Raw genomic sequence first — 14,988 nt, forward strand, 5'->3', positions numbered from 1 at the left:
GGTCGTGCCGGGACGTCACCCCCAGGTCCAGGACCACCTCATCCGCGGTGGTTCGCCGCATCTGGCGACCGTCGTCGAGCGGGGCGGTCCAGCCCACCCTTGATCCGTCCCCGGTTCCGGCGTAGAACGGACCTACAAGTCCAGACGTACACGTGACCGGGTACCCACGCGGCGATCGACCCTTCTTCCAGGGCGCGAGCCGATCGGGAAACTGCCCGAGGCCGCATCTGAGTTGCACGCTTGGTAGCCCACAGGTCACGTGTCTGCGGTGGCATTCGGAGTCCTTGAGTTCCGGATGCCACTTGCATGTCCGGCCTCTTCGCGGCTCGCGATTCCGACCGTCTCGGTCGGCCTCACCCGCCCGGCCGGCGACGTCGAGCCCCGGCCCAGAGCACCCCGCCCACCGCGATCAGCCCGGTGACCGCCAGCGCCGCCAGGGTGGGGCCCGCCGGGGGGAGAGACATCCCGCTGCGCAGGGCCACCGGCTTGTTGAACTCCAGGATCGGCCACTCCCGGGCGAGCGCGACCTTGCGGAGATCACGGTCCGGGTTGACCGCGGAGGGGTGTCCCACGGCCTCCAGCATGTGTACGTCGGTGCTCGAATCGCTGTAGGCGTAGCACTCGCCCAGGTCGTAGCCGAGGTCGTCGGCGAGCTGACGCACCGCGCGGGCCTTCTCCTCGGCGTAGGCGTAGTAGAGGATCTCGCCGGTGAACCGGCCGTCCTCGCCCACTCCCATCCGGGTGGCCACCACCCGGTCCGCGCCCAGCATGTCGCCGATCGGCTTGACCACCTCGATCCCGCTGGTGGAGACGATGACGACATCGTGTCCCGCGAGCTTGTGCTCCTCGATCAACTGCACCGCTTCGACGTACACGAGCGGGTCGACGACGTTGTGCAGGGTGTCGGCGACGATCTCGCGGACCTGGGCGGCGTCCCATCCGGTGACCAGGTCAGACATGAAGTGGCGCATCTTCTCCATCTGGTCGTGGTCGGCGCCACCGACGCTGAAGACGAACTGCGAGTAGACCGACCGCAGCAGGGAGGCCCGGGAGATCAGCCCCCCGGCCTGGAAGGGCTTGCTGAAGGCCAGCGCGCTCGACTTGGCGATGATGGTCTTGTCGAGGTCGAAGAACGCGGCGGTACGTCGGCGGGTCGCCATGGCTCCATCGTAGGTGGCCCGACCTCGGCTCCGGTGTCTGGCCGGCACCCGCTGAGCGGCGGCCCATCGAGCCGTAAGAGCGGCTCGGGCCGGTGTCGTTCCACACTGCCGGAGTCCGACGCCGTTGTGCACACCAACGCCTTGGACCGGCCCTTCGGCGACCTCGGAGGATCGACCCTGGGCTCATGACTCGTGCCCTCCTGATCACCGCCGACGACCTCCTCCGCGACGAGCTCCACCGACTGGCTGCCGCCGCCGGCACCGAGCTCGACACCTCGACCGATCCGGCCTCAGCGATGCGCACCTGGTCCTCGATGCCGCTCGTGCTGCTCGGCGCCGACCTGGCCGGGGAGTTGGGGCGGCTCCAGCCGGCCAGGCGGCCGGGGGTGCAGGTCGTCTGCTGGGGTGCGGCCGGTGAGGAGACCTTCCGGGCCGCCGTTCACGTGGGCGCCGAGAGCGTGGCCGAATTGCCCGAGGCATCGGTCTGGCTGGGCGACCTGCTGGCCGACGTCGGTGACTCGGTGCCCGCCCGGGGACTGACCATCGGCGTCCTCGGCGGCGCCGGCGGGGCCGGCGCGACGACCTTCGCGAGCGCGCTCGGTCAGTGCGCCGGTCGGGCCGGTCCGACGGTGGTGATCGACGCCGACCCGCTCGGGCCGGGAGTCGATCGGGTGCTGGGCGTGGAGGAGGCCGCCGGTGTGCGCTGGGGCGACCTGGCCGAGACCACCGGTCGACTCGGCGGCCGATCCCTGCGGGACGCCCTGCCCCGCCGCCACGACCTGCGCGTGCTCGCCTGGGGCGCGGCGGAGGAGCGCAAGCTGCCCGCGACGGTCGCCCGGGAGGTGCTTGCCGCGGCCCGACGCGGGCATGACACCGTGGTGCTCGACCTGCCTCGTGCCGGAGACGTGGTCACCGCCGATCTCCGCGGCCGATGCGACCTGGTGGTCATCGTGGTGCCGCCGACCATCACGGGGGTCGCTTCGTCGGCACGGATTGCCGCGGAGCTCCCGGACGCGGAGCGGCTCCGTCTCCTCGTCCGCGGTCGGGGCGCCGACCCGGCGCAGATCGCCCGCGCAGTGGGCGTGCCTGCAGTGACGTCGATGACTGATCAGCGCGGGCTGCGCGAATCGATCGACCTCGGCCTCGGGCCGATGCGTGCGACGCGCGGGCCGTTGGCGAGGGCCGCTGCGGAGGTGTTGGCGCACGCGAGTCTCCGCGGCGCCGGTCTGCAGCACGAGACCAGGAGCGAGGCGGCATGAGGCCCCCCGCGCTCGACCTCGCGCCGGAGGTGGTGGAGACGGTGCGGGAGCGGCTCGCCCGGACTCCCGGCGACCTGACACCGCACCGGGTGGCCGAGGCGCTCCGGGCCGCCGGGCGCCCGGTGGGCGATGCGACGGTGATCGCCGTCTACGACGAACTTCGACGCGACGTCGTCGGCGCCGGTCCTCTCGATCCGCTCCTCCGGCTCGCCGGAGTCACCGACGTGCTGGTCAACGGTCCCGACGCGGTCTATCTCGATCGCGGCGGCGGTCTCGAGCTGAGCCCGGTGACCTTCCCCGACGACGCGGCCGTCCGCCGGCTGGCCCAGCGTCTCGCGGCCGGCGCAGGCCGCCGACTCGACGACGCCGCACCGCATTGTGACCTCCGGTTGCCCGACGGCACCCGGTTCCACGCCGTGCTGGCCCCGCTGGCTCGGCCGGGCACGGTGATCTCCCTGCGGGTGCCACCGCGACGCGCGTTCACCCTGGCCGAGCTGATCGCGGCGGGCACGGTCGACGCGCGGCTCGCGGAGGTGCTGCGGGCGTTGGTCAACTCGCGCCGGGCCTTCCTCATCAGCGGCGGCACCGGGAGCGGGAAGACCACGTTGCTCGCCGCACTGCTCTCGCTGGTGCCCCCGCAGGAGCGGTTGGTGCTGGTCGAGGACGCCTCCGAGCTGCGCCCGGATCATCCCCACGTCGTGGGCCTCGAGGCGCGGCCGGCCAACATCGAGGGTGCCGGGGCCATCCAGCTACGCACCCTGGTGCGTCAGGCCCTCCGGATGCGCCCGGATCGGCTGGTGGTCGGCGAGGTCCGCGGGGGTGAGGTGGTCGACCTGTTGGCGGCTCTCAACACCGGTCACGAGGGCGGCTGCGGCACCCTCCATGCCAACTCGGCTCTCGACGTCCCGGCGCGGATCGAGGCGCTCGCCCTGGCCGCCGGGCTCGGCCGGGAGGCCGCCCACAGTCAGTTGGCGTCGGGCGTGGACGTCGTGTTGCACCTGTCCCGGGGCCGCGACCGGGTGCGCCGGCTCGAGCAGATCGGAGTGCCCCTCCGGGACGAGTCGGGTCTGGTCACCATGGCCGCTGCCGTCCAGGTCGGCCCGGCAGGGCCGGAGGAGGGGGCCGGGGCCGGTCGGTTGGCGGAGCTGCTCCGGTGAGCGGGTCCCTCACGGCCACGGCCACGGCCACGGCCAAGGCGCTCGGGCTGGTCGGGCCGGGCGACCTCACCCCGTCCCCGGCGTGGGCCGCACTGAGCGCGGCGGCAGCCGTGGGGCTGCTGCTGGCACCGCGCCGGGAGCCGGTCGTCCCCTCGACCACCCGCCGGGATGAGGGAAGACGCGGGGGCCGCCGGATGCTTGCCCGACGGGTCGGGCTTGCGACCGCACTACCGGTGACGGCAGCCCTTCTGGTGGCTCCGGAGGTGGTGCCCGTCGTCATCGTCGCGGTGCTGGCGGCCCTCGGCGGCTGGGCGCTGTGGCGCCGTCGCGAGGGACGAGTGGCAGCAGCGCGGAACTCCGCACGCGTCGTCGAGCTCTGCGAGCAGCTGGCCGCCGAGCTCGCCGCCGGTCAACCTCCCGACCAGGCCCTCGCCCGGGCCGCTGCCGAGTGGTCGTTTCTGGCACCGGCGTCCGAGGCCGCGCGGATGGGGGCCGACGTGCCGGGCGCACTGCGGCGCCTCGCCGCTGCGCCCGGCACCGCCGAATTGCGGTGGGTCGCGGCTGCCTGGCAGGTGGCACACCGCACGGGCCAGGGTCTGGCTGATTCGGTCGACCGGGTGGCGGTCGAACTTCGCGCCGGGCAGGCCACCCAGCGGGTGGTGGCCGGCGAGCTCGCCTCGGCCCGGGCCACCGCGCGCCTCGTCGCGGTCCTCCCGTTGGGAGCCCTGGTGATGGGGTCGGGGATGGGCGGTGACCCGTGGCACTTCCTCCTCCACACGCCGGTGGGCCTGGGCTGCCTGGCGGCCGGGCTCCTGCTCGGCTGGTTGGGGTTGTGGTGGATCGAGAGCATCGCCCGCGGGGTGGGCCGATGACCTGGGTCGCGGTGATTGCCGTCGCGCTGTCGGTGCTGGCTGCGGTGCCTCCGTCGCGTCTCGTGCGGACGACCGGGCGAGGCCGGCTGGTTCAGGTCGCTCAGGGTGCTGGTGTGGCTGGCCCAGGTGGTGGGCAGGGCGCGAACGAGAGTGACTGGATGACCAGGCACCGGCTGGTCTGGTCGATCCTGGCCGGCCTCGGTGCCTTTGCCTTGCTGCGCGGGCCGTCCGGTGCAGTGGCCGGTGCGGTGCTGGGCGTCGGATGTTGGCTGGTGATCTCACGGGCGGAGCCTGCTCACCAGCGCGCCGAGCGGGAGCAACTGCAGCGAGACCTCCCGCACGTCGTCCGGCTGCTGGCCGCCGCGCTGGCGGCCGGCGCGTCCCCGGTGACGGCCCTGGCAGCGATCGCCCAGGCGATGCCCGGCGTGGTGGAGCGGAGGCTCGCCAGGGTCGTGGCCCAACTCCGGCTCGGGGCCGACCCGGCCGAGGTCTGGCGCGATCTCGCCGCCGAACCGGCGCTCGCCCCGCTCGGTCGATCCCTGGCCCGCGCCCACCTCACCGGTGCCCCGGTCGCCATCGCGGTCGAACGGCTCGCCGAAGATCTCGCCAGGAGTGCCCGGGCGGACGTCGAGGACCGGGCCCGAGCGGTCGGCGTCCGAGCCGCTGTGCCCCTGGGGCTGTGCCTCCTCCCAGCCTTCGTCCTGATCGGCATCGTCCCGCTGGTGGCGGGTCTGTTCAGCCAGTTCTCCTTCTGACTGACCCGACTGACCCGACTGACCCGACTGACCCGACTGACCCGACTGACCCGACTGACCCGACTGACCCGACTGGCTGCGTGGCTGACGGAGTGGCGGCCCTTGTGACGTCCGAACTCCGACCCGGGTAGGCCATGATGTGAGCCCGCCGGGTCGACCGGCCTCGGACTCGGGCTGAGGTCACCTCTGGGCCCTGCGCGCTCGACCTCGCTCATGTCGGTCCCGCCATGACCGCCCGACCTCGCTCATGTCGGTCCCGCCATGACCGCCCGACCTCGCCATGTCGGTCCCGCCATGACCGCCCGGGTCGCCCGACTCGTCCGGGGTGGTTCGGCTCGTCCGGCGTGGTTCGGGGTGGTTCGGGGTGGTTCGGCGTGGGTCGGCGGTGGTGCGGGCAGAGACTCGAGGGCCCCGGCGGCGATGGTGCGCGCTGTGTAGCGCGGCGCCGCATTCGGGCGAGATCTGCTCCTCGGGCCGGTTGGCCTTCACTCGGTGGCACCGGGAGCCGCCTCTCCACAGTTCCATCTCCGGACGTCGCCGCTGCCCTCCCCGCGGGCGAAGGTCGAGGTCAACGGCCGCATCGGGCGGCCGCCACCGAGGAGGACCGATGACACATCTGACCAAGCGGCTGGCCCGTCGCCACCTGGACGAGCGGGGGATCACGACGGCCGAGTACGCCGTCGGCACTGCCGCGGGAGCGGGCCTGGCGGGGCTGCTCTACACGCTGCTCACCGGGGGTTTCGGCAAGACCCTGCTCACGACCCTGTTCGACCACGTCATGTCGTTGCTGGGCATCAAGTGAGCGCAGCGGGGACCGTCCGGGCACGCCTGCGCTCGCGATTCTCGAGCGCCGGTGATCACGGGGCGGCGACGGCGGAGCTGGTGATGATGCTCCCCATGCTGGTCGCCGTCACCGTCGGTCTGGTGTGGCTGCTCTCCGTCGGCACGGCACAATTGCGCACCATCGACGCCGCGCGTGAGACGGCCCGGGCGGTCGCCCGCGGCGATGACCGTGCCGCGGCAGTGGCCCGTGGCGTGCGTGTCGGGCCCGAGGGGACCCGCGTGCGGGTGAGCGCCGACGACGATCTGGTCACCGTGGATGCTTCGGCTCGGGTGACCGGGCCGGGCGGGTTGTTCCGGTTCGTCGGCGGCGTCACGGTGCGGGCCGAGGCAGTCGCCGCGGCCGAGGAGGGCTCGGTCAGTTGGTCGGGCGGAGCGGGGTCGTGAGCGGTCGAACGGGCGGCCGGCCCTGTCGCCCCCCGGCAGGCCGGCCGGGCCGGCCGGGCCGCGTCGGAGGCGGAGTCCGAGGCGTCGACCAAGGCGTCGCCGAAGACGCGGCCCGAGGCGCATCCCCATCCCACATTCACGAGCGCCGACGACGTGGTCCGCAGGCGCCGCTGCACCGATGCCATGGCCTGGTGGGACGCGGCGAGAGAGGGTCGGTGACCGTCTTCGCCACCGCCTGTCTCGGCCTCCTGCTGGTGTTGGGCGCGGCACTGGGGGTCGTCGCGGCGATGTTCGTCGGTCATCGCACTGCCCAGGCGGCGGCCGATCTGTCGGCCCTGGCAGCGGCCGGTGCGGTCGGGAGGGGTGAGGACCCCTGTGGGGTCGCCGCCGAGGTGGCCGGACGCAACCGCGGTGACCTGACCACCTGCGAGGTATCGGGGCTCGAGGTGGTCGTCACGGTCACGGTGCCCGGGCCGGGCTGGCTGGGTCAGACCGGTGATCTGCAAGGTCAGGCGCGTGCCGGACCAGTGACCGCCCCTCAATCGGGGCACCCCCGCTGACGTTTGACCGGGATGCCGCGTTCGGCCCAAGGGAGGGGATGAGGGCACTCAGCCGCCGCCGGCGAGACCGACGCACCGGATCCGAGCCCGCGCGGACAGGAATCGGGCCGCGGGAGGAGGAAGAGGGAAGAGGAAGGAGGGTGTTCGGGCGAGAGGTGCTGGTCAGGACGGTGTCTCGCCGCGCGGCGGCCCCTGCTCCCGTGGCGCCTCCGGGGGTCCCGGGGGTGCCGGGGGTGCTTCCCGCTCAGGACGGTCCGCGACCTCAGCCTCCCCCTGCTCCTTCTTCAGCCGGGCGAGCTGCCTGGCGTCGCGCCGACGCTGGAGCCCCTGTCTGGTGCCCACCTTGGTCAGCCAGAGGCCGAGGAGCACCGCCAGTCCGGCGAAGGTGCCGAGCAGGAAGATGGTGGTGGCCCCCAGCTCCAGGCCGAGCATGGTCGCTGGGTCCGCCCCGTTGTCGCTGGTGGTCACGATGCCGAGCGCCAACACGACGACGCCGACGCCGAGGAGCACGAGCCCGAGGGGGAGCATGTGCCGAGCCTACGTCGGGGGACGAGCGCCGGGTGGCTCCGAAGCCGAGCCTCACCCGGCGTGGCGCAACAACACCTCGAGCAGCCTCAGAGCAGCCTGCTTATCGAGGGGGTTGTTCTGGTTGCCGCACTTGGGTGACTGGATGCACGACGGACAGCCCTCCGTGCACTCGCAGGCCGCGATCGTGTCCCGGGTGGCGCCGAGCCAGCGCTGGGCGGTCGCGAAGCCGCGCTCGGCGAAGCCCGCCCCGCCCGGATGGCCGTCGTACACGAAGACGGTGAGCTGCCCGGTGTCGGGGTGGCGGGCCGTGCTGACTCCGCCGATGTCCCAGCGGTCGCAGGTGGCCAGGAGGGGGAGAAGGCCGATCGAGCAGTGCTCGGCGGCGTGGGCAGCGCCGGGCAGGTTGGCCGGGGACAGGCCGGCCTCGGTGAGGATGAGTTCGGGCACCGTCCACCAGACGGCGCTGGTGCGCAGGCTGCGCTCGGGCAGATCGAGCGGCTCTTCACCCATCACGTCCCCGCCGGGTTGGCGACGACGCAGGAACGCGACCACCTGATGGGTGACATCGACCTCCCCGAAGGACAGCCGGCATCCTCCCCACGCGCGATGATCGCGCTCGGTGACCACGGTGATCTCGGTCGTCTCTCGCGCCGTCGTGGAGTATCCGGGGTCCTCGAGACGCAGCACCGCCACGTGTTCGTCGAGGTCCAGATCGTCGACGACGTACGTCTCGCCCCGGTGCACATAGACCGCGCCGGGGTGGGCGGTGCTGTGTGCCCGCGCTCCGTCCACGGTGCCGATCACCCGCCCGGTCTCCGCCTCGATGAGGTGTACCGCGCGCCCGGCCGAGCGGATGTCGGTGAGGTCGGCGGCCCGGCGCCGATCGGTCCAGTACCACCCGCGGGGGCGCTTGCGCAGGAGCCCGGACCGACTCAGCGATGCGACCACGTCGCCCGACGTGGGGCCGAACAGGTCGAAGTCGGCCTCGGTGAGCGGGATCTCCTGGGCGGCCGCGCACAGGTGGGGTCCGAGCACGTAGGGGTTGCCCGGGTCGAAGACGGTCGCCTCCACCGGCCGGTCCAACAGCGCCTCCGGGTGGGTGACCAGATAGGTGTCCAGGGGGTCGTCGCGGGCCACCAGGATCCCGAGCGCGTCCTGGGCCCCGCGCCCTGCGCGCCCCACCTGCTGCCACAGGGCCGCCCGGGTGCCCGGGAATCCGGCGATCAGTACGGCGTCCAGCCCGCTGATGTCGATGCCGAGCTCGAGGGCGTTGGTCGCTGCCAGGCCCAACAGGTCGCCGCGTCGCAGGGCCTGCTCGAGCTCACGCCGCTCCTCGGGCAGATATCCCCCTCGGTACGACGCCACTCGGCCGGGAAGCGAGACGTCGACCTCGGCGAGGAGGCGCTGAGTGGTCAGGGCGACCTGTTCGGCACCGACCCGGGAGCGCACGAAGGCGAGCGTGCGCACGGAGGAGGACACCAGGTCGGCCAGCAGGTCGGCGGTCTCCGAGGAGGCGGCCCGGCGTACCGGGGCGCCGTGCTCGCCGGCGTGACCGCTCAGCGGCGGCTGCCACAGGGCGAGGGAGACCTGACCGCGGGGCGAGTGGTCCGCGGTGACGGGGAGATGTTCGAGACCTGTCAGACGACGGGCGGTCACCTCGGGCTCGGCCATGGTGGCCGAGGCCAGCACGAAGGTGGGGTAGGCGTCGTAGGACGCGCAGACGCGCCGCAGTCGGCGGATCACCTGGGCGACGTGGGCGCCGAAGACCCCGCGGTAGTGATGGCCCTCATCGATCACCACGAAGGCGAGGGAGGCGAGGAAGCGTGCCCAGTGCCGATGTCCCGGGAGCAGCGAACGGTGCAGCATGTCCGGGTTGGTGAGCACGTACTCGCCATGGTCCCTGGTCCAGTCACGCAGTTCACGACTCGAGTCGCCGTCGTGGGTGGTCGCACGGACGTCGAGCCCGAGCCCGCGAACGCGGGTGAGCTGGTCCTGGGCGAGCGCCTTGGTCGGAGCGAGGTAGAGGACTCCTGCGCCCCGTCGGTCGCGTGGGCCGCGGGAGCGCAGGATGGCGTCCAGGGCGGGCACCTGGTAGGCGAGGGACTTGCCCGAGGCGGTGCCCGTGGCCACCGCGACGTGCTCCCCCGAGTGCGCGGCCTCGGCGGCGACGACCTGGTGCCGCCACGGTTGCTCGACGCCCTGGCGTCCGAAGGCTTCCACGACCCGGGGATCCACCCAGGGCGGCCATTCCTCGACCACGGCCGTTCGGGGAGGGAGCTGTTCGAGGTGGGTGAGTCGATCCTCCCGGCCGGGGGCGCGGAGCACGCGGTCGAGCGCGCGGGTCACGGACGCCGCCGGGGTGCTCGCCGATGGGGCCACGGTCGCATTCTCCCGCAGTGCCCCCTCGCCCCCTTGCCCGGGGCGGCACTGCTTCGTACGACATCGCGCCGGTCTCCTCCCGAGGAGCAGGATCAGCGGGGAGACGTCCTGTGCGGGCCCGGAGCAGGCCGGCCGGGCCGCTACGTCCGTCGTTCGACGTACCCGGGACAAGAGGCCGAGGCAGGCACTAGGGTGGCCGGGACCGGCGCCGGGCGAGGCCCGAGACCTCGACCTGCGGTTCGGCGATCACGACACGAGGTCGTGAGTCGGACCGGACGGCCCGGAGGTGTAGGGAGTGCTTTGTGGATCTGACGCTTGCCACGCGTGAGGCGGAGGGTAAGACGGTCGTGGCGGTCGGCGGCGAGATCGATGTCTACACGGCGCCGAAACTCCGTGACCAGATCACCGACCTGGTCGCCGCGGGCAACTACGACCTCGTGATCGACCTCGAGCGGGTCGAGTTCATGGACTCCACCGGGCTCGGTGTGCTCGTCGGCGGACTGAAGAAGGTCCGCGCCCACGACGGCTCGCTGCTGCTGGTCTGCACGCAGGAGCGGCTGCTCAAGATCTTCCGGATCACCGGCCTGGCCAAGGTCTTCGCCATCCACACATCTGCGGACGCCGCGCTGGCCGCCTCCTGAACCTTCGGCTCGACGTCTCATCGGGGCACCGGGGGCGAACGGCGCCGCGGGACCTTGCGCGGTTCCGGCACGGCGACCGCAGCGCCGCCGGGATCGGCGCGAGCACCGTCGAGGCCTGACCGTCCCCGCACGATCGGCTCGCACGGCTACGCCGCGCGTGACCCGCCCGCCGATCGACGCGACCCGACCGCAGAGCTGTGCGATCCGGCACGGGGCGACCCGACCCGACCCGGACCGAACCCAACCCGTCCGACCCGAACCGGGGCGACCCGACCCGGACCGACCCGACCCGGACCGACCCGGCCCGGGGCGACCAGAAGTGAGGTCCCGGCGAAAGCCCTGACGTGCGGCGATGTCTCTTGCCATCACGCGGCCGACGTGGTGTGGTGCAAGTCACGTTCACAGGTCCCTTCCTGCAGGAGGTCACTGGATGCCGTCCCTCGCCCACATCACGACCACCAGCCCGCAGGCGCCAGGGGAGCCAGGTGCGGGGATCGACGTCGCCGGCGGTGACCTGATCCTCGTCGTCGTCGTCGCCCTGATCGGACTGGGGGCGCTGGCCCTGGCGGCGGTCTTCCGGCGAGAGGTGCTCGCCGCGGGGGAGGGGACCGAGCGGATGCGCGAGATCGCCCATGCGGTCCAGGAGGGCGCCAACGCCTACCTCGCCCGGCAGTTCCGCACCCTGGCGGTGTTCGCCGCGATCGCCTTCTTCCTGTTGTTGGCGTTGCCCGCCGACGACTGGGGGGTGCGGATCGGGAGGTCGATCTTCTTCCTGTTGGGTGCGGGTTTCTCCGCGGCGGTCGGGTACCTCGGCATGTCGCTGGCGGTGCGCGCGAACCTTCGGGTCGCCGCGGCGGCCAATGAGGAGGGTCGGGACCCTGCCATGCGGATTGGCTTCCGGACGGGTGCCTGTGTCGGCATGCTCACCGTCGGGCTCGGTCTGATCGGCGCGAGCGTGGTGGTGCTGATCTTCGACGCCCAGGCTGCCCACGTCCTGGAGGGCTTCGGGTTCGGTGCCGCGCTGTTGGCGATGTTCATGCGCGTCGGCGGCGGGATCTTCACCAAGGCCGCCGACGTCGGCGCCGACCTGGTCGGCAAGGTCGAGAAGAACATCCCCGAGGACGACCCCCGCAACGCCGCCACCATCGCGGACAACGTGGGGGACAACGTCGGCGACTGTGCCGGCATGGCGGCCGACCTGTTCGAGTCGTACGCCGTCACCCTGGTCGCCGCCCTCATCCTGGGTGCGCAGGCCTTCGGTGACCTCGGCCTGGTGTTCCCGCTGCTGGTCCCCGCGATCGGCGCGCTCACGGCGGTGGTCGGCGTCTACCTGTGCCGGCCGCGGGCCGGGGAGAACGGCCTGGTCACCATCCAGCGGGCCTTCTACGTCTCGGCGGTGATCGGCGCGATCGCCTCGGTCGCGCTGGCCTTCATCTACCTGCCGAGCAGTTGGAGCGACCTGCCGGGCGCCTCCGGTGTGTCCGCCGATGTCAGCCCGCAGGTGCTGGCCGCGGGTGCGGTCGTGATCGGGATCGTCCTGGCCGCCGCGATCCTGGCGCTCACCGGCTACTTCACCGGCACCGAGCACCGCCCCGTCCAGGACGTCGGCCGGACCAGCCTCACCGGCGCTGCGACCGTGATCCTCTCCGGTCTCGCCGTCGGCTTCGAGTCCGCGGTCTATACCGCGATCGTGATCGGGGCAGCGGTCTTCGGCGCCGCGCTGCTGGCGGGCGGCACGGTCACGGTGGCCCTGTTCGCGGTCGCCCTCGCCGGCTGCGGCCTGCTCACCACAGTGGGCGTCATCGTCGCGATGGACACCTTCGGCCCGGTCTCCGACAACGCCCAGGGCATCGCCGAGATGTCCGGCGACGTGGACGGCGAGGCAGCCCAGATCCTCACCGAGCTCGATGCGGTCGGCAACACCACCAAGGCGATCACCAAGGGCATCGCGATCGCGACCGCGGTCCTCGCGGCGAGCGCCCTGTTCGCGTCGTACACCCAGAGCGCCTTCGACGCGTACGCCGACAGCGTGGGCGGCGAGGGCACCGAGCTGCTGAGCCTCTTCCTGGTCTTCGACGCGAAGCTGCTGGTCGGCACCCTGCTCGGCGCGGCGGTGGTCTTCCTCTTCTCCGGGCTGGCGATCAACGCCGTCGGCCGGGCCGCGGGTGCGGTCGTCTACGAGGTGCGCCGGCAGTTCCGCGACATCCCCGGGATCATGGAGGGCACGGCCCGGCCCGAGTACGGCCGGGTGGTCGACATCGTCACCCGCGACTCGTTGCGGGAGTTGGCCACGCCGGGGATCCTCGCGATCCTCAGCCCGATCGCCGTGGGCTTCGGGCTGGGCATCGGCCCGCTGGCCGGGTTCCTGGTCGGGGCGATTGCCACCGGCACCCTGATGGCGGTCTTCCTGGCCAACGCCGGCGGCGCCTGGGACAACGCGAAGAAACTGGTCGAGGACGGCAACTTCGGCGGCAAGGGGTCGGACGCGCATGCCGCGACCGTCATCGGCGACACCGTGGGTGACCCGTTCAAGGACACCGCCGGCCCGGCGATCAATCCGCTGCTGAAGGTGATGAACCTGGTCAGCCTGCTGATCGTCGCCGCCATCGTCTCCCTCACCTACGGCGACGGGGCCAACGACGCGGTGCGCATCACCATCGCCGTGGTGGCCGCCCTCGGCATCGCGGTCGCGGTCTTCCTCTCCAAGCGGCGCAGCACCGCGATCGAGACCTCCGACGACGGCGAGGCGGCCGTGACCGGCCACACGTCGGAGTGAGCCGCGCGCCCGGCGCCGAGACAGAGGGGGATCGACGCCGAGCCACGGAGGGCGTCCCTCCGAGAGCGATCCGCACCTATCGATCGCTGTCGGAGGGACGTTCTACGTACGCTTCGTCCGTGAACACCCCCACCGATCTCCCCGCCCGCCTGCGTGCGGCGCTGGAGCAGGCCGACTTCACCTACGACTCCGTGGCCGAGACCCTCGGCCCGCTGGCCCACGCGGCGCTCGGGCGCAACGAGACGACGCCGGGGCTGCGTCGTACCACCGGCGGTTCCGCTCTGGAGACCCTCGTCCGGCTCTTCCTGCTGCAGACGACGGTGCCGGTCGAGCGGGCCGAGGCGGCGTTGCCCGGCCTGGTCGACGAGTTGGCCGTAGCCGGGCTGCTCGAACAGTCGGTGGGCGAGGTGGCCGCGCGGATGGACGTCCGTCCGTACGCCGCCGACGAGGACCACTTCTGGGTGGTCAGCGACCTCACTCCCGGTCTGGACGGAGTACCTCAGCGGGTCGGGAGCGACTACGTGCTCGGGATCAGCCCGGCATCCAGTTCGCTGGCCCAGCTCACCCTGCGCGAATCGGTGGGTCGCAGCCTCGACCTCGGCACCGGCTGCGGTGTGCAGGCGCTCCACCTGGCGGGTCACAGCGGCCGGGTGGTGGCCACCGACGTCAACCGTCGGGCGTTGTGGATGACCCGGTTCAACGCCGCCTTGAACGGCATCGCCGATCGGGTCGAGGCCCGTGAGGGCTCCTTCTTCGAACCGGTCGCCGATGAGCGCTTCGACCTGATCGCCACCAACCCGCCGTTCGTGATCTCCCCGGCGACCGGGGAGCGGCTGGTCTACCGCGACTCCGGCCTCCCGGGGGACCGCGTGGTCGAGGACATCGTGCGTACGGCGCCCGCCCACCTGACCGACGGCGGCTGGTGCCAGATCCTGGCCAACTGGGTGATCGCCGAGGATCGGCCGTGGGACGAGCGGCTCGGCGGCTGGCTGGGTGAGGACTGCGACGCGTTCGTGGTTCAGCGAGAGGTGCTCGACCCGGCGGCGTACGTCGAGCTGTGGCTCAAGGACGCGGGCCATCACCCGTCCACCGGGGCGCGCGACGTGGACGACTACCACGCGCGCTACGACACCTGGCTGTCCTGGCTGGAGGAGCAGGGCGTGGAGGGGGTGGGCTTCGGGTGGATCAACCTGCGCAAGCACGGCCGTACCGACGGACCGCGGCAGGAGCTGATCGAGTGGCCCTACGACGTGGAGCAGCCGATCGCGCAGGCGATCGGTGCCTGGGCGGACGGCGTCCGTGCCGAGGTCGGGCCGGCCAGTCGGCTGGTGCTCCGCGAGGACGTCCTCCAGGAGACCCAGGGTGCTCCGGGCGCCGAGGATCCCGCCACGGTGGTTCTGCGGCAGCAGCGGGGGCTGAGGCGGGCGCGTCAGGTCGACACCGTGGAGGGGGCTCTCGCCGGGGCGTGCGACGGCGAACTCACCGTCGGACAGCTCCTGGACGCGATCAGCGACGTGCTCGACCGGGATCCGGCCGAGATCCGCGCGACGTACCTCCCCTCGGCCCGAGAGCTGGTCGCGGAGGGTTTCCTGACCCTCGCCGACGCCTGAGGGTCGCGGGCCCGGTCCCGAGCAGGATGGCGAGCCCACGGCGAGCACCCGACGGGGTGATCTG

At 72.6% G+C, this 14,988-nt stretch carries 13 protein-coding genes; 10 read left to right on the top strand and 3 right to left on the bottom strand.

Features of this window, described 5'->3' with window-relative positions:
- Window positions 1-353: 353 nt before the first annotated feature.
- The gene (locus tag G515_RS0108365) at window positions 354-1,160 is read right to left on the bottom strand and encodes an HAD family hydrolase (protein ID WP_028659790.1); all 807 of its coding nucleotides are present in this window, start codon (window positions 1,158-1,160) and stop codon (window positions 354-356) included.
- A gap of 185 nt (window positions 1,161-1,345) precedes the next feature.
- Between G515_RS0108365 and ssd the strand changes: the two genes are divergently transcribed.
- The 7 genes from ssd (at window position 1,346) to G515_RS0108400 (ending at window position 6,990) form a co-directional block, all read left to right on the top strand.
- A complete protein-coding gene (gene ssd / locus G515_RS20270; protein WP_051218030.1) occupies window positions 1,346-2,419 on the top strand; it encodes a septum site-determining protein Ssd in 1,074 nt (357 codons plus the stop codon).
- Window positions 2,416-3,576 (top strand): TadA family conjugal transfer-associated ATPase, encoded by a 1,161-nt coding sequence (locus tag G515_RS0108375; protein WP_028659791.1) that lies wholly within the window; start codon window positions 2,416-2,418, stop codon window positions 3,574-3,576. Before ssd ends, G515_RS0108375 begins: the two co-directional genes overlap by 4 nt.
- Entirely contained in the window at window positions 3,573-4,448 is an 876-nt protein-coding gene (locus G515_RS20275) for a type II secretion system F family protein (protein WP_051218031.1), read from the top strand. The genes G515_RS0108375 and G515_RS20275 overlap by 4 nt, the downstream gene beginning before the upstream one ends.
- A gap of 158 nt (window positions 4,449-4,606) precedes the next feature.
- Window positions 4,607-5,203, top strand: coding sequence for a type II secretion system F family protein (locus G515_RS20280; RefSeq protein ID WP_036554970.1), 597 nt, complete (start codon window positions 4,607-4,609; stop codon window positions 5,201-5,203).
- 607 nt (window positions 5,204-5,810) lie between these two features.
- Window positions 5,811-6,005, top strand: coding sequence for a DUF4244 domain-containing protein (locus G515_RS20285; RefSeq protein ID WP_036554974.1), 195 nt, complete (start codon window positions 5,811-5,813; stop codon window positions 6,003-6,005).
- Complete coding sequence (locus G515_RS20290) at window positions 6,002-6,430, top strand: TadE family type IV pilus minor pilin (RefSeq protein ID WP_084653318.1); 429 nt, start codon at window positions 6,002-6,004, stop codon at window positions 6,428-6,430. The genes G515_RS20285 and G515_RS20290 overlap by 4 nt, the downstream gene beginning before the upstream one ends.
- Before the next feature lie 215 nt (window positions 6,431-6,645).
- On the top strand, window positions 6,646-6,990 hold the full coding sequence (locus G515_RS0108400) for an Rv3654c family TadE-like protein (RefSeq protein ID WP_028659793.1): 345 nt from the start codon (window positions 6,646-6,648) through the stop codon (window positions 6,988-6,990).
- Window positions 6,991-7,152: 162 nt separating this feature from the next.
- On the opposite strand, the gene G515_RS0108405 is transcribed toward G515_RS0108400, so the two are convergent.
- Window positions 7,153-7,518, bottom strand: coding sequence for a hypothetical protein (locus tag G515_RS0108405; RefSeq protein ID WP_028659794.1), 366 nt, complete (start codon window positions 7,516-7,518; stop codon window positions 7,153-7,155).
- A 51-nt stretch (window positions 7,519-7,569) separates the two neighbouring features.
- Window positions 7,570-9,897: a DEAD/DEAH box helicase gene (locus G515_RS20295; protein WP_084653320.1), complete on the bottom strand. Its 2,328-nt coding sequence runs from the start codon at window positions 9,895-9,897 to the stop codon at window positions 7,570-7,572.
- 302 nt (window positions 9,898-10,199) lie between these two features.
- Between G515_RS20295 and G515_RS0108415 the strand changes: the two genes are divergently transcribed.
- From G515_RS0108415 to G515_RS0108430, 3 genes are all read left to right on the top strand, one after another.
- Window positions 10,200-10,538, top strand: coding sequence for an anti-sigma factor antagonist (locus tag G515_RS0108415; RefSeq protein ID WP_028659795.1), 339 nt, complete (start codon window positions 10,200-10,202; stop codon window positions 10,536-10,538).
- A 430-nt stretch (window positions 10,539-10,968) separates the two neighbouring features.
- Window positions 10,969-13,314 carry a sodium-translocating pyrophosphatase gene (locus G515_RS20300; protein WP_051218032.1) on the top strand — a complete coding sequence of 782 codons (2,346 nt, stop codon included), beginning with the start codon at window positions 10,969-10,971 and terminating at the stop codon, window positions 13,312-13,314.
- A 119-nt stretch (window positions 13,315-13,433) separates the two neighbouring features.
- Window positions 13,434-14,924 (top strand): DUF7059 domain-containing protein, encoded by a 1,491-nt coding sequence (locus tag G515_RS0108430; RefSeq protein WP_028659796.1) that lies wholly within the window; start codon window positions 13,434-13,436, stop codon window positions 14,922-14,924.
- Window positions 14,925-14,988: the final 64 nt, after the last annotated feature.

The organism is Nocardioides insulae DSM 17944, assembly GCF_000422825.1.
GTDB classification, from domain to species: domain Bacteria; phylum Actinomycetota; class Actinomycetes; order Propionibacteriales; family Nocardioidaceae; genus Nocardioides; species Nocardioides insulae.